The organism is Paenibacillus sp. sgz302114 (genome assembly GCF_056120345.1).
This window is the reverse complement of record NZ_JBVYOI010000008.1, coordinates 39,775-64,771: the sequence shown is the minus strand read 5'-3', so window position 1 is coordinate 64,771 and position 24,997 is coordinate 39,775. Positions and strand designations below refer to the sequence as shown.

Sequence of the window (24,997 nt, the reverse complement as noted above, 5' to 3'; positions counted from 1 at the left end):
AAGGGCGAGGCTATTATGCTTGATACATCTAACATGATTCCGATTATTGTAGTTACGGATGACAACTATGCTCAACACTTAGGGGTTATGCTAACGTCTTTGTTTGAGAATTCTGTTCAGTCCGAGCGTGTTCAAATACATGTCATTACTGCGGGTCTCTCCGATAATAATAGGTCTAAATTGCTGGAGATTACAGGATTGTATGGGGCGAATATCGAGTTTCTGACCGTGGATCCGGCGCTCTATTCCGGGTTTGGCGTACGTAACCGAATGAGCCATGCAGCTTATTACAAGCTTGCAATCCCAGAGTTGTTTAGTGCTCGGTTTGAAAAGTGCATTTTTCTAGACTGTGACATCATCATTAAAGCGGATATTGAAGAGTTATGGAATACAGATGTGTCTGGCACAGCGGTTGCTGCGGTTAAACAGCCGTTCTTCACTCGTCACGATCAGCTTAATATTCCGGATGGCACCAGCACGTTCAACTCCGGTGTTATGGTCATTAATTTGCGACAATGGGTCGAGAGTCGTGTGAAAGAGCGTGCTATAGAATTCCTCAAATATAACTCGCATCGTATTGTTTTTCATGATCAAGATGCCTTAAACGCCGTGTTAAACGATAACTGGACCGAGGTCCATCCAAGATGGAATCAGTTAACATCCTTCCTATATGCAAATCACGAGGAGTTGGGCTGGTCGCCGGAGCAGTGGAGCGAGGTATTTAATTCTCCTGCCATTGTTCACTATTCCAGTACAAAGCCTTGGTATTACCTTAACGATCATCCCTACAAGCAAGATTATTATGACTACTTAATAAAGACTCCATGGAGTAACTATATCCCGCCGGATCAAGAGCCGGCGCTCCAATTGATGAATAAAAAAACAATTGTCGTATACGGAACGGGTAGCGGGGGAGACCGTGTGCATGCTCTGTTAAAAGAGCGCGGACGTTCCATTTCTTACTTTGTGGATAGCGATTCGACCAAATGGGGGCAATCGTTTCACGAGAAGACGGTATGCTCGCCAGAAACACTATTAAAAGAAGATCTCTCAGATTTGGCGATCTTTATTGCAAGTTATAGCTACTACACGGAAATCTCCAATTCACTTAAAAGTATGGGATTCCTTGAGAACGAACATTATCTTGCAGGTTTCGGCAGACGATAGAGAGGGGCATACATCGTATGAAGGTCATCATACTAGCCGCAGGGATTGGTTCCCGCTTAGGCAAACCCCATCCCAAGGCACTAACATTGCTGAGTAATGGACGCAGCATCATGCAGAATCAAATAAAAGCATTACTGCGATATGTAAGCATCGATGATATTACCGTCGTGGTGGGCTTTAAGAAAGAGTTGATTATGGAGGCATTTCCAGAGCTGCTCTTTGTCTATAATGATTACTTCGATACGACCAATACCTCTAAGAGCTTGCTCCGCGGACTGAAGAAAGCAAGAGGTCATGATGTCATATGGATCAACGGTGATGTTGTGTTTGATCATGTTGTGCTGGATCGGCTCATTCGCGAGAAACACTCTTGCATGGCGGTTAATACGGCGGTCGTTGGTGAAGAAGAGGTAAAATATACGATGCAAGAGAACGGCTATATTGCGGAAGTATCGAAACTGGTGACCAATCCGGTCGGAGAAGCTGTTGGCATTAATAAAGTAAGCCAGGAGGATGCCGCTCTGCTGCTCGAAATGCTAGAGCAGTGCGGAGATATGGACTACTTTGAGAAGGCGATTGAAATGGCAATCCCGAGCGGAATGAACGTCGTTCCTGTTGATATCTCTGACGTTATCTGCACGGAAATTGACTTCGAGGAAGACTTAAGGCGAGTTAATGAACTGTTAGGGAAGTGAAGTGTACGATGCTCGCAGCACTTATAAATCGTTATAAGCGATTCAAAAGCAAATATGTCGTAAGGCAGAGAAGGCAGCATGAGTACTTGATAAACAGGTACTACGCACATCTCATTGATCCGTTCTTTACGAAGCTTGTTTATGATTTAGGAATGAGTCCTAACGTGGTAACGGTAATAACAGGGGCGCTCGGCGTATTCGTCGGGATTTCGTTCCTCCTGCACCAATGGGTGATTGGGGCTATATTGCTGCAGCTGCATCACTTCTTTGATGGAGCAGATGGGAATTTGGCTCGCCTAACGAACCGCTGTACTCCTTTTGGCGCGAAACTGGATCAATTCTGTGATCAAATTGTACGGTTGGTGTTGTTCATTAGTTTGCCTATCGCTGTAGAGTCACCGCTCTGGGCGAAGCTAGCATTGCCAGCAACCATGTTGTTTGATGTGTGGGTCATCCATAATGTTGTGCTTCCTTTTGCCAGAAAACATGGACTGCATCGAGCCCGGTGGAAGCAATGGGTACTTGCCCGAGGAATTATTCCTGGCGTCGATATTTTTACAATCTTCTTTATTATTTCAGTAGCGGCATTAAGCGGCTGGTTAGCGCAAGCGGTCTTTATTATCATCGCACTAAAAAATCTCGATTGGATGTACCGGGTATGGGAATGCGTGAAAACGGATATTCGGCGTAGAAGCCTTAAAGGCAACGAGGAGGAACTAACTCGGACATGAGCAAACTGAATATTACAGTGATCGGAACGGGTTATGTAGGACTTGTATCGGGTACTTGCTACGCCGATCTTGGTCACCACGTTACTTGTGTGGACAAAGACTCCTCGAAGATTCAAGTGCTTAATGAGGGAGGCGTTCCCATCTACGAGCCAGGGCTTGCAGATGTGGTGGAGCGCAATATTAGAGCGGGAAGGCTGCACTTTACGACTGATCTTTCTTCCGGCGTACAGGCAGCTGATTTTATTATACTGGCGGTAGGAACGCCTTCGATGCCCAGCGGCGAGGCAAATTTAAGTTTTATTGAAGAAGCAGCCATTGAGATCGCTCCTTGCTTGAAGCGAGATGCCATCGTGGCTATCAAGAGTACGGTACCTGTAGGAACAAATGAACGAATCAGGAAAGTCATTCTTCAGCATACGAAGCAGCCGTTCTATACCGTATCGCTTCCTGAGTTTCTTCGTGAAGGTACGGCGCTTCAAGATACGTTTCACCCGGATCGGATTATCATTGGAACTGAGAACGAGCATGCTGCTGCTCTTATGACCGAGCTTCATAAGCCGCTCGCTACACAAATTATAGTCACGGACATTCGGAGCGCAGAGATGATTAAGTATGCATCCAACGCCTTCTTGGCAACCAAGATTTCATTTATTAATGAAATTGCCAACATATGTGAGAAGGTGGGGGCTGATGTGAATGAGGTCGCCAAAGGGATGGGCCTCGATAAACGGATAGGGCCGTCCTTCCTTCAAGCAGGTATTGGGTATGGCGGTTCCTGTTTCCCTAAAGATACCGATGCGCTAATTCAGATTGCTGGAAACGTTGAATATGATTTTAAGCTTCTAAAGTCTGTCGTTGAAGTGAACCAAATGCAGCGGTGGGGCGTCATTGATAAACTCTCACATGCGCTTGGTTCTCTGAAAGATAGAAGAATTGCTATTTGGGGGCTCTCCTTTAAGCCGGGAACGGATGATGTGAGAGAGGCGCCTTCCTTGCAAATCGTAAATAGGCTTCTGGAGATGGGGGCGAGCTTACACTTATATGACCCTATTGCCATGCAAAATTTCAGTCAGCATATTACACATCCGAATATCGCTTGGTGCCAGAGTGCGATGGAGGCCATCAAGCAATGTGATGCGGTTTGTCTGCTGACAGAATGGGATGAATTTGTTCATATCGATTTAAGCAAAGCTTCACAACAAATGAACCGCCACCCGGTCTTAATTGATGGACGTAATGTGTATCGTTCTCATACCGTTGTACAGGCGGGATTTGATTATTATCCAGTCGGCCGTTCATACTCCAAATCAGAGGTAATGAGATGATAAAGATCATTATGTATGGTGAGGACCTGAATGATCGCGAGCAGATTGAGGCAGCCCTTGACTTGCACCGTGTCCAAGTAGTCGGCTATGCAACGGTACCTGATGATGAGCAGCTGCTTGATCCTCAGATTGATTATATTGTGGTCTCCCAAAGGCCGCTAGGGACATTATTTGAACAGCTAATTGCTTTTGGTGTAGACAGAATGAAGATCGTTAGTGCTTGGAATATCTACAAGAGCTTCTCTGCCATTAGCCAAATACGGACAAGAGGTTGCATAGACACAATCATTACAGGGCTTTCTTATACGGTTGGCATAAGAGAACAATTATTGCCGAATGCTGCATTAAACTTAGCCTTCTCAAGTCAGGATTTGCTGCTTGATTATTGCATCGCCCGGTATGTCATTCATCAAAGGGCAGAACAGTTGCCGAAGTTCGCCATTATCGGAATAGCTAGCTACAGCTTCAATTATGAGTTTATGATGACAAGAGGTTCGCAGGACAGCAATGCGATGAAGAGTAGAATGATAAACTGGCCTGGACTCATCGGCAGGTTCTCGCGGTTATTGGATTATAACGACACTGTCGTCCAGACTGACTTGAAAGAGCATGCTCTAGAAGAGGTTGGCCACTACATGAAGCAAACCGAATTATTCCAGTCACCGTTGGGGCCAGCAAGCTATGAGCAGATGGTCAATTTAAGCGCTGCTCAGCGAGGAGGCATCGTGAAGCGGGTTATACCCGCTGAAGGGCCCAAACACGTCGCTGAGAAAGTGTCTATGAAGTACTATGCGGGCTCAACGGATAGAAATTCGAAGATACTGCACAGCTATTTAGAACTGCTGACTACGCATAAAATCAAACCGATTCTAGTCGTTCATCCGCAACATCCGGAATATGTGCGCCATTTCTCGCCGGCATTGCGAGCGCAATTTCATGAAATCATCGGAGAGCTTCGCGAGCAGTTTGAGTTTCAGCTCATGGATTGCTTTGATTCCGAGCTAGCCGGAGTCGGTGATTTTAGAGATCAGGATCATCTGGATACGGATGCGGAAGACCGGTTTGTTGAATATTTAAATCAAACCATTGATTGGCAGGTGTGGAAGTGACGCGTACAATACTTTTTACTTCCATAGGGAGAAGGGTTCAGCTGGTCCGCCACTTCATTGAGAATGGCTGGGATGTGATCGGGGCGGATGCCGATCCATCTGAAAGCGCGGCGAGCCACTTCGTTCGAAATGTATATAAAGTACCGTTATTCCGGGAGCCAGGTTACTTCGAGGCATTACGCGAGCTATGTATTCGCGAGAAGGTTAGCGTCTTGGTGCCGCTGTATGAGCCAGAGTTAATCGGCATGGCGCAGCGCAAAGAAAGCTTCCGGGAAATCGGAGTTCAAGTGCTGGTATCGGATGAAGCTGCATTGGCACGATGCCTGGATAAATACGAGCTTGCTCGGTTTTTAACCAGTAACGGAATTGCTACGCCAGCAACTTACCCAGATCTCTCTCGCGTTGACAGTGAGTCGAAATGGGTAGTAAAGCCGCGCACGGGCATGGGGAGTAAAGATGTTTATATTACCGATGCTCAGGATGCAGCATCCTGTTATAACAAAGTAAAAGATCCGATCGTACAGCGATTTGTGCAGGGGCAGGAATATAGTATTGATGCTTTCGTCAATGAGCAAGGACAGATCTTGTCTATCGTTCCAAGGAAGAGGCTGGATGTTCGGGCTGGCGAAGTGGCGAAGTCGGTTACAGTCGCTGATGATGAGCTAACACGTCTAACTGCGGAGCTGCTCGGTCACCTGCAATTAATAGGGCCATTAACCATTCAAGGCATTAAAGAAGCATCGACAGGGACGTTTTTCTTTATCGAAGTCAATCCGCGGTTTGGCGGAGGCGTTCCGCTGACGATCCAATCTGGTATTCCTTACTCCCATTTTATTGCTGGTCATTATCCTTCTGAGACGGTGGGCTTGCAGCCCTATCAAGCGGGATTGAAGATGCTTCGTTATGATGAAGCTGTATTTGTAACCGAGTAAGGCAGGGTGAGACTTTGAAGAATGTACTGGTGTTTCCGTGCGGTACCGATGAAGCGTTAGAGATCAATCGGGCACTCGGACCAATGAGGCAGTTTCAATTATTCGGTGCGGGAGCGCAGTCTGATGATAGGGGGGCTCTCGTGTATGCCAATTATATCGGTGAGCTTGATGTCACATTACCCCAATTTATTCGTGATTTGGAGCGATTCGTAGACGAGTATCAAATCGATCATATATTCCCCGCGAGTCAAGAGGCGATGAGGACCTTATCGAGGTATGAGGGCATTCACAATGCTGTAGTGGCAGCTCCTGATAATCGGGCGTGGTTGATAGCCGACAATCCGGATGAGTTGTTTCGCGAAATAGATTCTATGTCATTGCAAGAGAATGAGGCTGCAGCGGTTCCGACTAGCGCTTTCAAGTACCGTATTCATTGTTTTACGGATCATGCGGGTGTGCTGAAGTATGTAGGCATCCTAGACTGTTCAGCCAAAAGCGAGATCGCGCTGGTTATTCCCGAAGTGGTGCAAAATAGCATGGGAAACCTTGCAAATGCCATTAATGAGCGCTTGCACGCGCGAGGTGCTTGGTCGTTCGCGGCTCAGCTGAATAGCGAGGGGATATGGAGCCTCGATGATTTACGGTTGGGCATTTCGCCTGAGATGGCAGTCCACCGTAACAAAAACGTTAATCTCGCCGCTTTAAGCCTATTTGATCGTATGGGACATGCTATTGAGGTGAAAGAGAGCCCAATCGTGCTTTCTCTAAAACCTGATTTTGCAGCCAACCGATATCGATGCCATTACGAGTACGATGTCGTTTACGTCGATTTGGATGATACGATTATCATTCATAATCAGATCAATCCCATGATGATTGCCTTTCTCTATCAGTGTCGTAATCAAGGGAAGAAGATTCATCTCATTACGAAGCATGCCTATCAGTTAGATAAGACACTAGAGAAGTTTAGATTAAATGCGATTTTTGATTCCGTAATCTGGTTGGACCGGGCGGATGAGAAATATAAACATATGACACCGCATAAAGCGATCTTTATTGACGATGCATACTTGGAGCGCAAGCAGGTCGCTGAACGTCTTGGCATACCAGCTCTCGATGTGACGGCGGTAGAGAGTCTTCTTGATTGGAGACTATAAGGCAAACGTAAGCGCGTGAACCGAATTCTTAAATAAGGGAGCATACCTATGAAACAACAATTCCAAATTGCCGGCCGGCTTATCGGCAGCAATCATAAACCGTTCGTTATTGCGGAAATGTCGGGCAACCACAATCAATCATTGGAGCGGGCGCTCGCCATTGTCGATGCTGCAGCGGACGCCGGCGTTGACGCCTTGAAGCTGCAGACGTACACGGCGGACACAATGACGCTTGATATCAGTGAGGGAGATTTCTTCATCAGCGACTCTGCAAGTCTATGGAAGGGCGCTTCCTTGTATAAGCTCTATCAAGAAGCGTATACGCCCTGGGAGTGGCATGAACCGATCTTCAATCGCTGCAGAGAACGCGGAATCATTCCATTCAGCACGCCGTTTGATGAAACGGCTGTTGATTTCCTGGAAAGCTTGGATGTGCCAGCTTACAAAATCGCATCCTTTGAGAATACGGATCTTCCTCTCATTCGCAAGGCAGCGAGCACAGGCAAACCGCTTATTATCTCGACAGGAATGGCTTCGATTGCGGAACTGGACGAGACGGTGAGAGCTGCTCGTGAAGCGGGCTGCGAGAATATCGTACTGCTGAAATGTACAAGCACGTACCCGGCATCTGCATCCAACTCGAATCTAATGACGATGCCTCATTTGAGCGAGCTATTCAATTGCCACGTGGGCATCTCTGATCATACGCTTGGCATCGGGGTCAGTGTCGCAAGTGTAGCGCTTGGCGGTTGTGTCATTGAGAAGCACTTCACTCTCTCCCGCGCGGAAGGCGGCGTTGACTCCGCATTCTCACTCGAACCTGCGGAGATGAAGCTGCTGGCCTTGGAGTCTGAGCAGGCGTGGATGAGCTTGGGCAAAGTTCAATATGGTGCGACCGAGGCTGAGAAGCCTTCGATGAAGCATAGACGTTCCCTTTATATCGTGAAAGATATGAAAGCTGGGGAAGTGCTGAGTAAAGAATGCGTGCGCGCGATTCGTCCCGGTGCCGGCATGGCTCCGAAATATTTCGATTTAATACTAGGCAAAGCTGTAAAACAAGACGTGAAGCAAGGGACGCCTCTTCATTGGGAGCTGCTTCTTTAATTGCTTGTTTGGATGAACAAACTATTTCGTTAGGGGAAGCCCGTACATGAAGATAGCAATTATTATACAAGCCCGAATGGGCTCCTCCCGTCTACCAGGTAAAGTATTAATGCCGCTCGGGAATAGCTGCGTGCTTGATTATGTGGTGAGTCGTTGTAGACAAGTTGAAGGCAGTGTGGAAGTCATTGTCGCAACTTCAAGACTTGAGCAGGATGATGTGATCGAGAGATGGTGTGACGAGCATGAAGTGGCTTGTTACCGTGGATCAGAAGACGATGTACTGTCTCGATATGTTGAAGCTGCCGCATCATCGATGCCGACCTATGTAATGCGGGTGACGTCCGATTGTCCTTTCGTTGATTTCCATCTTGCAAATGGAGTCATTGCTGAGATGGCTGCTCAGCCTTCGGATCTCGTCGTTGTAAAGGGGAGCTTACCGCGGGGGTTGGTTGTTGAGCTTATCTCCTATGAAGCATTGTTGCGTATTCATGAAGTTGGTCTAGAGTCTCGCCATCGTGAGCATGTTACTTACTATGCCTATGAATACCCGGGAGAATTCACTCGCACCGAGTACGAGGCAGAACGAGCGATTCGCTATCCTGAGCTGCGCATTACATTGGATACGGAAGAGGATTATGAATTGTGCAAGGCAGTTGCGAACGCGTTCGAGGGTGATAAGCTGGTACCTTCGAGAGAAGTGGTAGCCTATCTGAACCAGAACCATGAAGTTGCCAAGCTTAACGCGCATATTGAGCAAAAAGCGGTGGTGTAAAACAGTGAAACAGATCGTGTTTCGTGTAGATGCTTCTTCTGCCATTGGTACAGGTCATATGATGCGCTGTCTGACGCTTGCGGATGAGCTTAGCAAGGCCAGCTACAACTGCCGCTCTCTATTTATTTGCCGCCGTTTGGAGGGTCATCTTGGAGCTTATCTGTTGCAGCGCGGCCACGAGGTAGAATGGATTGATGATGAGCGGGCTCTCCAAGCCCAATCTTGGGCAGATGACGCAGACCGTACGATCCATGTTCTGAAACAACGGGATGCGGATTGGCTGGTCGTTGACCATTATGGAATCGACAGTCGCTGGGAGGAGGCCGTAAGGCCATACGTCAAGCGGGTTCTGGTTCTAGACGATCTTGCTAACCGCCCCCACTGCTGCGACTTGCTGCTTGATCAGAATGCTTATGTCGATATGTATACGAGGTATGAGAATCTGGTGGAGCCGGAGTGCAGACTTCTGCTCGGACCGAAGTATTTGCTGCTTCGCCCTATGTTCTATACCATGCGGCGATCCATGCGGGAGAGAACGGGTAAGGTGCAGAGATTGCTTCTATTCTTCGGAGGCAGTGATCCTACCAATGAAACCGTAAAGGCGCTGAAGGCTGTCGATGACCTCAGGCTGAGGGAATTGCAGATCGATGTTGTCATTGGCGAAGCAAATCTGTTTAGACAAGAAGTCATCGGGCGGTGTGACAGCATCCCGAACGTAACTTTACATGTTCAAGTGGAGAATATGGCCGAGCTCCTGGTTGGGGCCGATTTCGCGCTAGGGGCGGGAGGAATCGCAATGTGGGAACGCTGCTACCTTGGATTGCCTTCCGCCGTGACGGTTGTTGCGGATAATCAGATCGACAGCGTTGAAACGGCAGAACAAGCCGGGGCTATATGGGCTGCCGGGGGCCATGAACAAACATCTGCGGCCCTTTATGCCGATATGATACATAAGGCCAGGCATTCGCCTGAAGAGCTTCTAGCCATGAGTCGCCAAGCTTTCGGGCTAACCGAGAGCCGAACCGATATTTCTGGCAATCAGGCCGCTTCAGTCATGATGAATCATGGCGAATGACATTCATGGCATGACTACGAAATACTTACATTAGGGGTGTAGCAGTTGAATATCCTACTTACCGGCGGGGCCGGCTTTATTGGCAGATGGGTTGCGAAGCAGTTGCTCGAGGATGGACATCAGGTATGGATACTTGATGATCTATCGAATGGACGAGAAGAGAATATTGAAGAGCTCCGGAATCATCCGGGCTTGAAATCCTTCATTGAAGGCACCATCTTGAATGAGTCGCTTCTGGAAGAGCTGTTCGATGCACATCGTTTTGATATCTGCTACCACTTGGGTGCTTCTATTAATGTACAGGATTCCATTGATGATCCAGGCACAACTTTTAATAACGACACAATCGGTACGTTTTATATATTGGAGCAATGCCGCAAGCATCGTACGAAAGTCGTGTTTATGAGCACATGTATGGTCTATGACCGCTGTACCGATGCTTCCGGGATTACGGAGGCGCACCCGATTAAGCCTGCCTCTCCATATGCAGGTGCTAAGATTGCCGCGGAGAATATGGTGCTTTCTTATTACCACGCCTATGGATTGCCGGCGGTTGTCATTCGTCCATTCAATACGTATGGTCCGTTTCAAAAAACAGGTGGCGAAGGCGGCGTAGTCGCAATCTTTATTAAAAATAAATTGGCAGGCCGTCCGTTAGCGATCTATGGTGAAGGTACGCAGACGAGAGATCTGCTTTACGTATCCGATTGTGCCCGTTTCGTGGTGCAAAGCGGATATACGGATCGTGTAGACGGTGAAATCGTGAACGCGGGTTTAGGCCGTGATATTACGATAAACGACTTGGCAAAAACCATTGTAGGTGACGAGTCGCGAATCGTTCATGTGGAGCATATCCACCCGCAGAGCGAAATTCAGAAGCTGCTTTGCAATTCAGATAAAGCCAATCGCTTGCTGGATTGGACCCCAACTGTTTCGCTCGAAGAGGGCATTCAGTTGACCGAGGAATGGATTCGTACGACAAACTTAATTTAAAGGGATCAAACAGGCGCAGCCGCTTCATGAAGTGGCTGCGCCTGCTATACAATGCTTAAGTGAATTCGGCGTAATAGTCGTTGAAGCGGCCTGAAGGTAATGGATGAAAGGTGGATCTTACAATGAGTGAAAGCTTACCAACCCGGGAAACATTATTGCCGTATGGCAAACAGTGGCTGGAAGATGATGATATAGAAGCAGTCATAAATGTGCTAAAGAGCGATTTCATTACACAGGGCCCACAGATCGAGCGATTCGAGCGAAAGGTTGCCGATTATGTAGGAGTCAAATATGCGGTTGCATTCTGTAACGGCACAGCTGCACTTCACGGAGCGTGCTTTGCTGCCGATATTAAACCTATGGATGAAGTCATTACAACACCAGTTACCTTCTTAGCTAGCAGCAACTGTGTGTTATATATGGGAGGGAAGCCGGTATTTGCTGACATTGACTCGCAGACCTACAATCTTGATCCGGCTCAAATTGAAGCAAAACTGACAGATCGGACAAAAGCCATTATTGCGGTTGACTTCACGGGGCAGCCAGCCGAGATGGATCGTATCGAAATGATAGCAAGAGATCACGGCTTAACCATCATTCATGATGCCGCACATTCGCTCGGGGCCTCCTATCAGGGGCGTAAAGTAGGCAGCTTCGGCGATATGACCATGTTTAGCTTTCATCCGGTCAAGCATATTACGACCGGCGAAGGCGGCATGATTGTAACCGATAATGAGAAGCTGTATAAACGTCTTCTCTTGTTCCGTAATCATGGCATGACTCGTGATGCTGCTATGCTAGAGAAGAATGATGGTCCATGGTATTACGAAATGCAAGAGCTAGGGTTTAATTACCGGATGACGGATATCCAGGCGGCTCTAGGTGTATCGCAGATGGATAAGCTTGATCAGTTCGTTGCAAGAAGAAGAGAAATTGCCGAGCAATATCAGGTGGCTTTTGGTGAGATGGAGGGACTAATCATTCCGAAGCAGCACGAAGCTGCAAGCTCGAGCTGGCATCTCTACGTGCTTCGCTTTCACTTAAACCAATTTAAAGTGGGTCGCAAAGAGCTCTTCGAAGCGCTCCGAGCAGCGAATATCGGGGTTAATGTCCACTATATACCCGTCTATAAACAGCCGTATTATCAGAAGCATGGTTATTCGGAAACATATTGCTCCAATGCCGAAAGTTACTATAATACGACGATTTCGTTACCTCTTTTTCCGAAGATGACAAGAGAAGATGTAGAGAGCGTTATAGCAGCGGTGCTGAACGTGTATGAGAAGTATAAAGCTTAATGGCTAGCATCGCGGCCCGTTGCCAAATACTTCCCGTTAATGACCGCAAGGTCTAGTGCTATACTCGGTTCATAGGCCCTTAAGGAGGAGCGATTTCACTGAATACAGCATGTTACTTATGCCATAAGGAACAGATTGTTCAACGACATGACAGAGTTCGTGACAGTGCGGATATTAAAGTCATGGAATGTCAAAGCTGCGGACTCGTTTTTTTATCTTCCTTTAATCATATTAACGATCAATTCTATGAAGATTCTTCTATGCTAGGGGGATCCGTCGATTTAAGGAAATATAGAATTAATTCATCCAATGATGATTTAAGAAGATACCAAGCGCTTAAAGAATCGATCTTGAATAAGCGAGTGCTGGACTTCGGCTGCGGTGGGGGAGGATTCCTGAAACTTGCGCAGGAGATTAGCCAGTCCGTTAGCGGGGTCGAGTTGGATAGCACCATTCGGCAGGCATTGAATGAAGTCGATCAAATTCAAACGTTTAGATCAGTGGAAGAAATAACGGGCGAATACGATTTGATCACACTGTTTCATGTATTGGAGCATCTGCCTGATCCAGTGGCAATGCTTAAACGATTGAAAGAGTCTCTTTCAGCCAATGGGAAGCTGATTATCGAAGTGCCAAGTGCGAACGATGCTTTACTTACGCTATTTGATTCGAAACCGTTCGCCGATTTCACATACTGGAGCTGCCATTTATTCTTATTTACACCGGAAACCTTGAGTAAAGTGGCTGAGCTTGCCGGGTATAAAGTTCATTACATTAAACAAGTACAGCGGTATCCATTGTCCAACCATCTGCACTGGCTGTCGGAGAATAAGCCAGGCGGACATCAGGTTTGGGATTTTATGAATGCCCCTGAGTTACATAGCGCTTATGAGAAGCAACTGGCAAGCGCGGGTATGTGCGATACGCTATTTGCATGTATAACACGATAAATCACCTTGCTAGTACACTATCTTAAAGGAGAATTTTTATGCGACCTAGAGTAATTGCAGAGATCGGATGTAATCATAAAGGTGATATGGAGATCGCGAAGGAATTAATTATGACCGCTGCTGTCTTCTGTAAAGTGGATGCGGTTAAGTTTCAAAAGAGAAACAATAAAGAGCTGCTAACGGCAGAACAATACAATGCTCCACATCCTAATCCACATCAATCATATGGTTCCACTTACGGGCAGCACCGTGAATTTTTGGAGTTTGATGTCGATCAGCATAAGCAATTAAAGGCTTGGTGCGAGCAGTACGAGCTTGCGTACAGCACCTCTGTTTGGGATTTAACTTCAGCGCAAGAAATTGCTGCATTGAAGCCGCAATTCATTAAGATCCCATCCGCATTGAACTTGCATTTCGATATGCTGGGTTATCTATGCAGCGAGTATGAAGGAGAGATTCACCTCTCTCTGGGGATGACGACAAAGCAGGAAGAGAGAGATATTATAGACTTCTTCGTTAAGAATAAGCGGGCGAAGGACGTTGTGCTCTACAGCTGTACTTCCGGTTATCCTGTCCCATTTGAAGATATTTGTTTAAGAGAGATTTCTAGACTCCGTGAGTCCTATGGAAGCATTGTGAAAGAAATTGGATTCTCTGGTCATCACAATGGAATTTCAGTAGATATTGCTGCGTATACGCTTGGTGCGACAACCATTGAGAGACATTATACATTGAATAGAACCTGGAAAGGTACGGACCACGCAGCTAGCTTGGAGCCAGACGGCTTGCGTAGATTAGCAAGAGACTTGCGTGCGGTTCAAAAATCGCTTACTTATAAAGAACAAGATTTACTGGAGATTGAAATCGAACAAAGGGACAAATTAAAATGGAGAAACCACTAGGAACGGTAGCCTTTATTCCTGTAAGAGGCGGTAGTAAAAGTATTCCGCTCAAAAATATTAAGCCGTTTTGTGGGAAGCCGTTAGTCTATTGGACCGTGGCGGCTGCCGCTGAATGCGAAGAAATTGACTGTGTATACGTTGCAACTGATGATAGCCAGATTCGAGAAGCCGTAGAAAGCTTCGGTTTCTCGAAGGTCGTTGTAATTGGTCGGAGTGCTGAAAGCGCCCATGATACGGCATCGACGGAGATCGCTTTGCTAGAGTTTGCCGAGAATACGAACGCAGAGCGCATCATCCTTGTGCAAGCGACATCTCCGTTGCTGGAATCGAAGGATTTGCAAGGCGCACTGCATAAACTCGCTCAGTCGCAAGCAGATAGTCTGGTTTCTGTCGTCCGACAGAAGCGGTTTATATGGTCAGAGGAGTCGGGGCATGCTGCGCCTGTTAACTATGATCCGAATCAGCGGCCTCGCAGGCAGGATTGGGATGGTTACTTGGTGGAGAATGGCGCATTTTATATGACCAGTCGGGAAAATCTGCTTACTTCTCAGTGCAGAATTTCAGGGGATATCACGGTATACGAGATGGCTGAGGAATCCTACTTTGAGCTGGATGAGCCAACGGACTGGATCATTGGCGAACAATTGAAGTTGCTGCAGCTCAAGAAAAAGTTATCGGATGAAGAGTCGGGAATGGATAACATAAATCTTCTGATCTCGGATGTTGATGGTGTACTAACCGATGCTGGTATGTACTATTCAACAGATGGACAGGAGCTGAAGAAGTTTAATACACGTGATGGCAAAGGTATTGAACTGGTAAAGCAAACCGGAATGAAAGTAATGCTTCTAACCGCAGAGGACATCGAGGTCGTTCGGGCAAGAGGCTTGAAATTGAAAGTCGATTATCTGTTTATGGGTGTTAAAGATAAGAAAGCATTTTTGGATTCATTTTTCCGGGATAACCCGCAATTCTCCTTCCGATCAACAGCATATATCGGCGATGATGTCAACGATTTGGATTGCTTACTTGAAGCCGCAGTATCGGCATCACCGAAGGATGCACATCCAGATGTACGTACAAGAGTATCATACGTTTGCGAGCTTGGTGGAGGCCAGGGCTGCGTGAGAGAGCTATGCGACCTTCTCCTTAAAACAAAACAATTATCGGCATAATTCAGAATAAGCCTATTATTTTGCTGGGATGAGCAAATAATAGGCTTATTTTAATTAGAAGCGGGTCAGCATTACAGTGGGAATAGTCAGTAGAGAAGATTGCAGAACATATGGAAGAGTTAAAATGTATTCGCTTACAAAACAACTATTGACAATATTGTGAATGCGATGGTATATTCGATTTGTAGGCCACGCCTAGTGATCCTACAGCTATTTGAAGATGAAGGGAATGTTCTGAATGCAAGGTAAAGTTAAATGGTTCAACGCTGAGAAGGGTTATGGTTTCATCGAGACTGAGCAAGGCGGCGACGTATTTGTTCACTTCTCCGCAATCCAATCCGAAGGCTTCAAAACACTTGAAGAAGGCCAATCCGTTGAGTTCGATATCGTCGAAGGCGCACGTGGTCCTCAAGCAGCAAACGTAACTAAACTGTAATCATCCCGCTGTTAAGCGGCCACATTATAATTGGTTTTCGCTTAACCGAATGTGAACAGCAACAGCCCCGGGCAACCGGGGCTTTTTGTTGTTTCAAGCCACAACAGCTTCTCTCATTTTATCTAGCATTCGCCGATTCTACCAAAATAATTAAATATTCAAAATAAACTGAAAATATCTTTGAGATTGGGTTAATAGAGTGTTATAATAAGAACATGTAAAAGGAGGAATGCCACATGAGATACAACATTCGAGGTCAACACATCTTGGTGACTGACGCCTTGCGCGATTATGCTGAGAAGAAACTTAACCGCCTGGAAAAGTATTTTGAAGAGCCGATTACCTCCGAAACAAATGTTACAATGTCCGTCACGAAAGGCAAGCATGTAATAGAAGTGATGATCCCGCTAGCGAGCGTTATACTTAGAGCCGAGGAGAAGAGCGAGGATATGTACGCTTCGATTGATTTGGTTGTGGACAAACTCGACCGGCAAATTCGGAAACATAAAACGAAATTAAACAATAAATTCCGCAGGGAAAGCGGTATACGCACGTTGTTCAAGGACGACGGCGCAGCAGTTCGCGTACTTGATGAGGAAGAGGAATACGAGCTTGTAAGGACGAAGCGCTTCTTATTGAAGCCGATGGATGTTGAGGAAGCCATTCTTCAGATGAATATGGTTGGACATTCCTTCTTCATGTTCGCCAATTCCGAGACGAAGGAAGTGAATGTCGTCTACAAACGCAGTGACGGCAAATACGGATTGATTGCAGCGGATTAGGACAAGTCACAGACCCTGGGCAACTGGGGTCTTTTTCTTTATATCGGTAAGCATTCGCGCAATTTGGCAAATTTGACTAACCCAGCTTCTCCCTAAGGGGGCCAACATTGCGAGAACTGCCGCAAACTGATACAATTTATGCAAACAGGCGTTACACACGAAAGGGGAAGACCATGCTCGGACTTGTTAAAAAATTATTCGGAGACGCCAACGAACGAGAGATTAAGCGTCTTATGCGAACTGTTGAGGAAATAAATGGGCTGGAGCCGCAAATCTCACAATTATCGGACGAAGGGCTTCGAGATAAGACAGCTGAATTTAAAGCTCGTCTTGAACAAGGAGAAGATATTGACTCCCTGCTCCCTGAAGCGTTCGCTGTTTGTAGAGAGGCATCCAAGCGGGTGCTGGACAAGCGTCATTATGACGTTCAATTGGTTGGCGGTATGGTGCTGCATGAAGGCCAAATCGCTGAAATGAAAACGGGTGAAGGTAAAACGTTAGTTGCAACCCTTGCGACTTATTTGAACGCACTTCAAGGTAAAGGCGTTCACGTTGTTACTGTCAATGACTATCTGGCGACTCGTGACAGCGAGCAAATGGGCCAGCTATATAGGTTTCTCGGCTTGACTGTAGGTTGTAACCTGCACGGTCTTTCGCATGAACAGAAGCAAGAGGCATATGCTTGCGATATCACTTACGGAACGAACAATGAATTCGGTTTCGATTATCTGCGTGACAACATGGTGCTGTATAAGGAACAGATGGTACAGCGACCGCTTTATTATGCCATTATTGATGAAGTTGACTCCATTCTCGTCGATGAGGCGCGTACACCGCTTATTATTTCCGGTCAAGCTGCGAAATCGACGGAGCTGTATTTTGCTGCGGATCGTTTCGTACAGCGTATGAAAGAAGAAGAGGATTACACCGTTGATATTAAACTTCGCACAGTAACGATGACTGAAGCTGGCGTGGAGAAGGCGGAGAAAGCATTCAGCATCGAGAACTTGTTCGATCACGTGAATGTAACGCTCAATCATCACATTCAACAAGCACTCAAAGCGCATATTATTATGAAGCGCGATGTGGACTACGTTGTACAGGACGAAGAAGTAGTTATCGTTGACGAGTTCACAGGCCGTCTGATGGCTGGACGCCGCTACAGCGATGGACTTCACCAAGCTATTGAAGCAAAAGAACAGATCAAGGTGCAGAACGAGAGCATGACGCTCGCGACAATCACCTTCCAGAACTACTTCCGGATGTACCGCAAGCTGTCTGGTATGACAGGTACAGCGAAGACAGAGGAAGAAGAGTTCAAGAAGATCTACGGTCTTGAAGTTATTACAGTACCGACGAACAAGAAGAACGTTCGTGAAGATATCGCGGATGTTGTCTATAAGACGGAGAACGGTAAGTTCAAGGCAGTTGTTGAGGAAATCGTCAAGCGCCATAAGAACAATCAACCGGTGCTTGTCGGTACGGTTTCCATCGAGAACTCCGAGAAGCTCTCTGAGCTCCTGAAGAAGAAAGGCGTCCAGCACAAGGTCCTCAACGCGAAGTACCATGCAGAGGAAGCGGAAATCATCTCGCGTGCGGGTCAAGCAAACGCAGTTACGATTGCGACGAACATGGCTGGCCGTGGTACAGATATTTTGCTCGGCGAATCGGTTAGCGGATTAGGCGGTTTGCACATTATCGGTACGGAGCGTCATGAGAGCCGTCGGATCGATAACCAGCTGCGTGGTCGTGCGGGACGCCAAGGCGACCCGGGTTCATCGCAGTTCTATCTATCGCTTGAAGACGAACTGATGCGCCGTTTCGGATCTGAGAACATTATGGGCATGATGGAGCGTCTGGGCTTCGAGGAAGACCAGCCGATTGAGAGCCGTCTCATCTCCCGTGCCATTGAATCCGCTCAGAAGCGGGTTGAGGGCAACAACTTCGACCAACGGAAGATCGTTCTTCAATATGATGACGTTATGAACCAACAGCGTGAAATTATCTACAAGCAGCGCCGCGAAGTATTGTTCTCTGAGAACATTCGCGAGATCGTACTTGAGATGATTAAGCCGGTCATTACGAAGATCGTTGAAGCACACTGTCCGACGGATGACGTTCCAGAGAACTGGGAGCTTCAAGAAATCGTCGACTACGCGGAAGGGAACTTCCTGCATGAAGATATGATCACGAAGGATGATCTATGGGGCAAAGAGCCTAACGAGATCATCGAGTTCCTGTTCGAGAAGGTCGTTGCGCTATACGATCAGCGTGAAGAAGATATCGGTGCAGAGACAATGCGTGAATTCGAGAAGGTTGTCGTGCTGCGTGCCGTAGACAGCAAGTGGATGGATCATATTGATGCGATGGATCAGCTTCGCCAAGGTATTCACCTTCGTGCATACGGCGGTACGGATCCGCTTCGCGAATATCAATTCGAAGGCTTCGAAATGTTCAAGGAAATGATTGAGCATATTCAAGAGGAAATCACGAAATATATCATGAAGGCGCATGTCGAGAACAACCTGGAGCGTCAAGAGGTTGCCAAAGGCCAAACCGAATCCGGTGGCAGCAGTGAAATGGCACAGAAGCGTCCAGTTGTTAAAGAAGAGCGCGTTCGCCGGAACGATCCATGCCCTTGCGGTAGCGGTAAGAAATATAAGCAGTGTCACGGACAATAGGACCGCTATCTGCATAAGGTAGGGCAACGAACTTATTTTGAGGTGAGCGACAGTCATGATAGATACAGAGGTCAAACAAGACCTGCGTGAAATGGCGAAGCGTCTCCAAGAACTCAGGGGGTCTCTTTGACTTAGATATTAAGCAAGAGATGATCGCGAACTTCGAGGAGCGCATGAGCGCGCCGGACTTCTGGGATAACAACGAGCGGGCGCAAAGCACCATTGCAGAGCTAAATGCCGTGAAATCCGTCGTCGACCAGTATACGCGGATGCAAAGCGAGCAAGAGGATTTGCAAACGATGCTGGAATTGGCGGAAGATGAGGACGACGATGAGGAGCTGGCTGCGGAGTTGAAGAAGAGCGTATCCGAGCTTATGGGCAAGGTGAGCGAATTCGAGCTGCAGCTGCTGCTGAGCGAGCCATATGACAAGCTCAACGCCATTCTGGAGCTTCATCCAGGCGCTGGCGGCACCGAGTCGCAAGACTGGGGCCAAATGCTGTACCGGATGTATACCCGCTGGGCAGAGAAGCACGGCTTCAAGGTCGAGCTGCTCGACTACTTGGCAGGCGATGAGGCGGGCATTAAGAGCGTATCCTTGTCGATTAAAGGCCATAACGCATATGGCTATTTGAAAGCCGAGAAAGGCGTGCACCGCTTGGTGCGCATCTCGCCCTTCGACGCTTCTGGCCGTCGCCATACGTCCTTCGTATCATGCGACATTATGCCGGAGATCGACGACGACATCGAGATTGACATTCGTTCCGAGGATTTGAAGGTGGACACGTACCGGGCCAGCGGCGCGGGCGGTCAGCATATCAATAAGACGGAATCGGCGATTCGAATCACGCATGTCCCATCGGGAATCGTGGTATCGTGCCAAACGCAGCGCTCTCAGATTCAGAACCGCGAGCGAGCGATGCAGATGCTCCGTTCCAAGCTCTACGAACGCAAGATCGAAGAGCAGCAGAAGCATCTGGCAGAGATCCGCGGCGAACAATCGGACATTGCATGGGGCAGCCAGATCCGCTCCTATGTCTTCCATCCGTACAGCATGGTCAAGGACCATCGCACATCGGTGGAAACAGGCAATGTCGGCGCAGTGATGGATGGCGATATCGATATGTTTATCGACGGCTATCTGCGCAGTAAAATTCGCCATGAAGAACAATGAAGTTAAGGCTGCTTGCATAGCCTAGGGAAAGAGTTCCTACACTGAATGTGTTGGAACTCTTTTTTGCGATCATTATAAAGGAAATGACATACATACACAGAGGACGGATCACACAATGAAAAAACATCAAGAACAGCATTCATTTGCGAAGCATAAGCCAAATAGCCGCACGAGAAAGCCGATGGGGGCGAAGGCAGAGAACGCAATCAGTGTAGCGCTGCTGCTCATTGGTTCATTTCTTATTGCGATCAGCTTTAACTTATTTCTAGTACCGCTTGGCATCGCGTCCGGCGGCGTATCCGGCATCTCTATTCTCGTTCAGCACGAATGGGGCATTACACCGGCGTATACGCAATGGGCGCTGAATATACCGCTATTCCTGCTAGGCCTTTGGCTGCTTGGGAAGAAGTTTGCACTGAAGACAGCGCTCGGCTCATTCCTGTTGCCGCTGCTTGTCCTGTTCACTTCGCACTGGCATGCTCCAACCGATAATGCGATGCTCGCTTCTATTTATGGCGGTATTGGCGTAGGCGCTGGACTTGGCCTCGTATTCCGCGGCAAGGCGTCGACAGGCGGCCTTGATCTAGCGGCGCAGCTGCTGCATCGGTTCACGGGCATACGGCTCGGCTTAGCTGTAGCATGCTTCGACGGGGCGGTTATCGCAGCAGCGGGTATCCTAATTGCGCCGGAGAATGCTCTCTATGCGCTGGTCGGCTTGTTCGTGACGAGCAAGACGATTGATTTTGTCCAGACAGGACTTGCGACTTCGAGGGTGGCGTTCATTATATCGGACAAGCCTGTGGAAATTACGAACGTCGTGCTGCATGATTTGGACCGGGGCCTCACGAAGCTCGACGGCCATGGCGGGTATACAGGAGAAGCGCGAACCGTACTGATGGTAGTCGTTGGACAGAACGAAGTATCGAAGCTGAAGAGCCTCGTGCGGTCAGCGGATCCGTATGCTTTTGTCATTATTAGCGAGACGGCAGAGGTGCTTGGAGAAGGGTTCAAATTGCCTTAAAAACGTTCGAAAAATCCACAAATTTTGCGTTGTATTTATATGAATACGTATGTATAATAATACAAAGTGTTATCTATTTCCTCTATCCTCCTGTTCGTGTAAAATGGATAGTTAGGAAATAAAGGATGGGAGAGAACAGGTATGAGTACATCAGTAAAGGCAGCAATTATCGGGTCAACCGGATACGGCGGCGTTGAGCTCATAAGGCTACTAGCCAGCCATCCGAAGGTGGAAGTGACCTCGGTTATTTCATCTTCCAGCGCGGGAGCGCCGATTGCGGAAGGGTTTCCGCATCTGACAGAAATTCGCACAGATCTACTTGATGATGTCGACCCGGCTTTGATCAAGAGCAAAGCGGATGTCGTATTTATAGCTACACCAGCAGGCATTGCAACAAAGCTAACGCCTTCCCTGCTCGCGGCAGGCCTGAAGGTTATTGATATTTCTGGCGATCACCGGCTGAAATCTCGCGCGGAGTACGAGACTTGGTACAAGAAAGAGGCTGCAGAGCAGCAATACTTGGATCAAGCGGTGTATGGTCTTGCGGAAGTGTACGGGGATGCCGTACGCGGCGTGGATCTCATATCCAATCCTGGCTGCTTCCCGACAGCGACGCTGCTCGGACTGATTCCGGCGGTGAAGGAAGGATACATAGATCCGGCAACGATTATAATCGATTCGAAGTCCGGTGTATCCGGCGCAGGCCGCGGCGCGAGCCTCGGCACGCATTACTCCGAGCTGAATGAAAACTTTAAAGCTTACAAAATCAACAAGCATCAGCATATTCCGGAAATCGAGCAGGTGCTGACGGACGTAGCTGGCAAGAAGGTTGTCACAACGTTCACGACGCATCTTGTACCGATGACGCGCGGCATTATGAGCACGATGTATGCAACCGTTACGGGCGATCATAAGCTCGAAGATTTCATTTCGCTATACCGCAATTATTATGAGGGTCGTCCGTTCGTCCGCATTCGCAGCAATGGCACATGGCCGGCGACGAAGGAAGTTTACGGCTCCAACTACTGCGATATCGGATTTGCCGTCGATGAGCGCACAGGGCGGATCACGATTATCTCGGTTATTGATAACCTCGTGAAGGGCGCTGCTGGGCAAGCGATCCAGAACTTGAATCTAATGATGGGCTGGGACGAGACGGAAGGCTTGAAGTTCGTGCCGGTATATCCATAACAAGTGATGCGAAGAGTGCCGGAGGACGGTATGGAGTCGGAACAGCGTTAGCGGACGCCTAGGCGAAATGATAGGCGTTGCCACAGCTACGCATATCATTTGCGCCTTTGTAGCTGGATTTCATCCAATTCAATGTCTATAAAATCAAAGAAATCCAGATACAACAGCGAGTGAAGACCCATGCCGTCCGTAGGTGCGCTTCCCGCCACACTTTTACTAATAAGGAGACGCGATTGAACGATGGGACAGGGGAACATTGCAGCAACTTATACGGTCGTACCGGATGGCTCCGTCACGACACCACAAGGCTTTAAAGCAGCGGGCTTGCACTGCGGCTTGAAGAAGACGACGCGCCATGATCTTGGCGCTATCGTGTGTGAAGTGCCCGCGGCAGCAGCAGGCGTGTACACGACGAATGTATTCCAAGCGGCACCGATTCATGTGACGCGCGAGAGCATCGGCGCGAGCGGCAAGCTGCGCGCAGTGATCGTGAACAGCGGCAACGCGAATGCTTGCACAGGCAAGCAGGGCGAAGCTGACGCGTATGAGATGCGCAGCGCGTTCGCGGAAGCGATCGGCGTGCCGGCGGAGCAGGTTGCAGTCGCGTCGACAGGCGTCATCGGCGAGCTGCTCAAGATGGACCGCGTGCTCGGAGGCATCGCGGAATTGCCGGCGCGGCTCGGCTCCTCGTATGAAGCGGCGGATGATTTCTGCCAAGCGATTCTGACGACGGACCTCGTGAAGAAAGAAGTGTGCGTCTCCGTTGTAATCGACGGCAAGACGGTACATATCGCCGGCGCTTCCAAAGGAAGCGGCATGATTCATCCAAACATGGCGACGATGCTCGGCTTCGTAACGACGGATGCGGCGATCGGAAGCGAAGCGCTGCACACGCTTCTCCGTCAAGTGACGGACCTCACGTTCAACATGATTACCGTTGATGGCGATACAAGCACGAACGACATGCTCGTCGCGATGGCGAGCGGATTCGCGGGCAACTCCGAATTGCATGCTGCTCATCCGGATTACGCAGCATTCGCGGAAGGCCTTCGCTATGTATGCGAAGTGTTGGCGAAAGCAATCGCGCGCGACGGCGAAGGCGCGACGAAGCTTGTGGAAGTACAAGTGCGCGGCGCAGAGTCGGATGCATCCGCACAGGCGATTGCGAAGACGGTTATCGGCTCTTCGCTCGTGAAGTCCGCCGTATTCGGCGCAGACGCGAACTGGGGCCGAATCATTGCGGCGGTCGGACGCGCAGGCGTGGCCGTCAACCCAGAGACAGTCGATATTGCGCTGGGTGACATCGTGACGCTGACACAGTCGCGTCCGGTCGCTTTTGACGAAGAGGCTGCACTGGCGTATTTGAAAGGCGACACGGTCGTCATTTATGTGGATTTGCATATGGGCGAGGGCTCCGCTACGGCGTGGGGCTGCGACCTGACGTATGACTATGTCCGCATCAACGCGGCATACCGCACATAAGAGACAGCGGCAGACTAACGCCGCTTTCGGATAGAAGGAGAACGGACGAACGATGGAACAGCGGTTTGTAATGAAATGCGGAGGCAGCACCTTAGCGGCGCTGCCGGCCTCTTTCTTCGAGGATTTGCGCGACCTGCAGGAGCGCGGAGTGAAGGCGGTTATCGTCCATGGCGGCGGTCCGGCGATCTCCGAGACACTCAGCAAGCTCGGCATTGCCAGCGAGTTCGTGAATGGGCTGCGCAAGACGAGTGATGAAGTGCTTGATGTTGTCGAGATGGTGCTCGCAGGGCGAATCAATAAGGAGATCGTTAGACGCATCCAGCAAAGCGGCGCGAAGTCGCTTGGACTGTCCGGTGTGGACGGTGAGCTCATTAAGGCACAGCCGGTTGCGAACGCAGATGAGATCGGTTTCGTCGGCGATGTGACGGATGTGAACGCGGAGATTATCGAAGGCGTGATGGGCATGGGCTACATTCCGGTCATTGCACCGATCGGTATTGACGCGGCAGGCCAGAGGTACAACATTAACGCGGATACGGCGGCAGGCGCTGTCGCATCTCACCTTGGTGTGGAGCGGATGATTGTCGTCACCGACGTGCCGGGCATTATGAACGGACAGAAGCAAGTGCTGCCGACGGTTACTGTAGCAGAGATCGAAGCGATGATTGCAAGCGGTGAAATCTACGGCGGCATGATTCCGAAGGTGCGCGCAGCGATTGCCTGCATCCACGGACAGGTGAAGGAAGTTGTTATCGTGAATGGCGATGTGCCTGGCGTACTGAGCAAAGCAGTTCTCGAAGGCGGCATCGGCACGCGTATTGTGCAAGCTTAATACCATTACTATTTA

General features: G+C 48.6%; 23 protein-coding genes. All 23 read left to right on the top strand.

The window, feature by feature from the left end:
* Positions 1-15: 15 nt before the first annotated feature.
* The 23 genes from AC0LWF_RS19625 (at position 16) to argB (ending at position 24,982) form a co-directional block, all read left to right on the top strand.
* The gene (locus AC0LWF_RS19625) at positions 16-1,167 is read left to right on the top strand and encodes a glycosyltransferase family 8 protein (protein WP_474653230.1); all 1,152 of its coding nucleotides are present in this window, start codon (positions 16-18) and stop codon (positions 1,165-1,167) included.
* A 17-nt stretch (positions 1,168-1,184) separates the two neighbouring features.
* Positions 1,185-1,862: a phosphocholine cytidylyltransferase family protein gene (locus tag AC0LWF_RS19620; RefSeq protein WP_474653229.1), complete on the top strand. Its 678-nt coding sequence runs from the start codon at positions 1,185-1,187 to the stop codon at positions 1,860-1,862.
* Between the two features lie 86 nt (positions 1,863-1,948).
* Positions 1,949-2,593: a CDP-alcohol phosphatidyltransferase family protein gene (locus AC0LWF_RS19615; protein WP_474653228.1), complete on the top strand. Its 645-nt coding sequence runs from the start codon at positions 1,949-1,951 to the stop codon at positions 2,591-2,593.
* A 5-nt stretch (positions 2,594-2,598) separates the two neighbouring features.
* Positions 2,599-3,918: a UDP-glucose dehydrogenase family protein gene (locus AC0LWF_RS19610; protein WP_474653338.1), complete on the top strand. Its 1,320-nt coding sequence runs from the start codon at positions 2,599-2,601 to the stop codon at positions 3,916-3,918.
* On the top strand, positions 3,915-5,027 hold the full coding sequence (locus tag AC0LWF_RS19605; protein ID WP_474653227.1) for a hypothetical protein: 1,113 nt from the start codon (positions 3,915-3,917) through the stop codon (positions 5,025-5,027). The genes AC0LWF_RS19610 and AC0LWF_RS19605 overlap by 4 nt, the downstream gene beginning before the upstream one ends.
* Positions 5,024-5,959 (top strand): ATP-grasp domain-containing protein, encoded by a 936-nt coding sequence (locus AC0LWF_RS19600; protein ID WP_474653226.1) that lies wholly within the window; start codon positions 5,024-5,026, stop codon positions 5,957-5,959. Before AC0LWF_RS19605 ends, AC0LWF_RS19600 begins: the two co-directional genes overlap by 4 nt.
* A gap of 14 nt (positions 5,960-5,973) precedes the next feature.
* Positions 5,974-7,116 (top strand): hypothetical protein, encoded by a 1,143-nt coding sequence (locus AC0LWF_RS19595; protein ID WP_474653225.1) that lies wholly within the window; start codon positions 5,974-5,976, stop codon positions 7,114-7,116.
* Positions 7,117-7,164: 48 nt separating this feature from the next.
* Positions 7,165-8,220: a pseudaminic acid synthase gene (gene pseI / locus AC0LWF_RS19590; protein ID WP_474653224.1), complete on the top strand. Its 1,056-nt coding sequence runs from the start codon at positions 7,165-7,167 to the stop codon at positions 8,218-8,220.
* Positions 8,221-8,266: 46 nt separating this feature from the next.
* Positions 8,267-8,992, top strand: coding sequence for a cytidylyltransferase domain-containing protein (locus tag AC0LWF_RS19585; protein ID WP_474653223.1), 726 nt, complete (start codon positions 8,267-8,269; stop codon positions 8,990-8,992).
* A gap of 4 nt (positions 8,993-8,996) precedes the next feature.
* The gene (gene pseG / locus AC0LWF_RS19580) at positions 8,997-10,067 is read left to right on the top strand and encodes a UDP-2,4-diacetamido-2,4,6-trideoxy-beta-L-altropyranose hydrolase (protein ID WP_474653222.1); all 1,071 of its coding nucleotides are present in this window, start codon (positions 8,997-8,999) and stop codon (positions 10,065-10,067) included.
* A 45-nt stretch (positions 10,068-10,112) separates the two neighbouring features.
* Complete coding sequence (locus AC0LWF_RS19575; protein WP_474653221.1) at positions 10,113-11,060, top strand: dTDP-glucose 4,6-dehydratase; 948 nt, start codon at positions 10,113-10,115, stop codon at positions 11,058-11,060.
* Positions 11,061-11,182: 122 nt separating this feature from the next.
* Entirely contained in the window at positions 11,183-12,358 is a 1,176-nt protein-coding gene (gene pseC, locus AC0LWF_RS19570; RefSeq protein WP_474653220.1) for a UDP-4-amino-4,6-dideoxy-N-acetyl-beta-L-altrosamine transaminase, read from the top strand.
* Positions 12,359-12,540: 182 nt separating this feature from the next.
* Positions 12,541-13,308, top strand: a complete 768-nt coding sequence (locus tag AC0LWF_RS19565) for a class I SAM-dependent methyltransferase (RefSeq protein WP_474653219.1) — start codon at positions 12,541-12,543, stop codon at positions 13,306-13,308.
* A gap of 38 nt (positions 13,309-13,346) precedes the next feature.
* Complete coding sequence (locus AC0LWF_RS19560) at positions 13,347-14,210, top strand: N-acetylneuraminate synthase family protein (RefSeq protein WP_474653218.1); 864 nt, start codon at positions 13,347-13,349, stop codon at positions 14,208-14,210.
* Entirely contained in the window at positions 14,195-15,385 is a 1,191-nt protein-coding gene (locus tag AC0LWF_RS19555; RefSeq protein ID WP_474653217.1) for a cytidylyltransferase domain-containing protein, read from the top strand. Before AC0LWF_RS19560 ends, AC0LWF_RS19555 begins: the two co-directional genes overlap by 16 nt.
* Before the next feature lie 238 nt (positions 15,386-15,623).
* Entirely contained in the window at positions 15,624-15,821 is a 198-nt protein-coding gene (locus AC0LWF_RS19550) for a cold shock domain-containing protein (RefSeq protein ID WP_090575545.1), read from the top strand.
* 236 nt (positions 15,822-16,057) lie between these two features.
* Complete coding sequence (gene hpf, locus AC0LWF_RS19545) at positions 16,058-16,603, top strand: ribosome hibernation-promoting factor, HPF/YfiA family (RefSeq protein WP_474653216.1); 546 nt, start codon at positions 16,058-16,060, stop codon at positions 16,601-16,603.
* A 173-nt stretch (positions 16,604-16,776) separates the two neighbouring features.
* Complete coding sequence (secA, locus tag AC0LWF_RS19540; protein ID WP_474653215.1) at positions 16,777-19,284, top strand: preprotein translocase subunit SecA; 2,508 nt, start codon at positions 16,777-16,779, stop codon at positions 19,282-19,284.
* 55 nt (positions 19,285-19,339) lie between these two features.
* Positions 19,340-20,456 (top strand): peptide chain release factor 2 gene (gene prfB / locus AC0LWF_RS19535; RefSeq protein ID WP_474653214.1). Its coding sequence is split into 2 segments (ribosomal slippage): positions 19,340-19,411 and positions 19,413-20,456, totalling 1,116 coding nucleotides; the frame shifts between segments, so codons are not numbered across the junction.
* Between the two features lie 115 nt (positions 20,457-20,571).
* The gene (locus tag AC0LWF_RS19530) at positions 20,572-21,477 is read left to right on the top strand and encodes a YitT family protein (protein WP_474653213.1); all 906 of its coding nucleotides are present in this window, start codon (positions 20,572-20,574) and stop codon (positions 21,475-21,477) included.
* A 141-nt stretch (positions 21,478-21,618) separates the two neighbouring features.
* Positions 21,619-22,668, top strand: coding sequence for an N-acetyl-gamma-glutamyl-phosphate reductase (argC, locus tag AC0LWF_RS19525; protein ID WP_474653212.1), 1,050 nt, complete (start codon positions 21,619-21,621; stop codon positions 22,666-22,668).
* Positions 22,669-22,908: 240 nt separating this feature from the next.
* Positions 22,909-24,150, top strand: coding sequence for a bifunctional glutamate N-acetyltransferase/amino-acid acetyltransferase ArgJ (gene argJ, locus AC0LWF_RS19520; RefSeq protein ID WP_474653211.1), 1,242 nt, complete (start codon positions 22,909-22,911; stop codon positions 24,148-24,150).
* A gap of 52 nt (positions 24,151-24,202) precedes the next feature.
* Complete coding sequence (argB, locus tag AC0LWF_RS19515; protein WP_474653210.1) at positions 24,203-24,982, top strand: acetylglutamate kinase; 780 nt, start codon at positions 24,203-24,205, stop codon at positions 24,980-24,982.
* Positions 24,983-24,997: the final 15 nt, after the last annotated feature.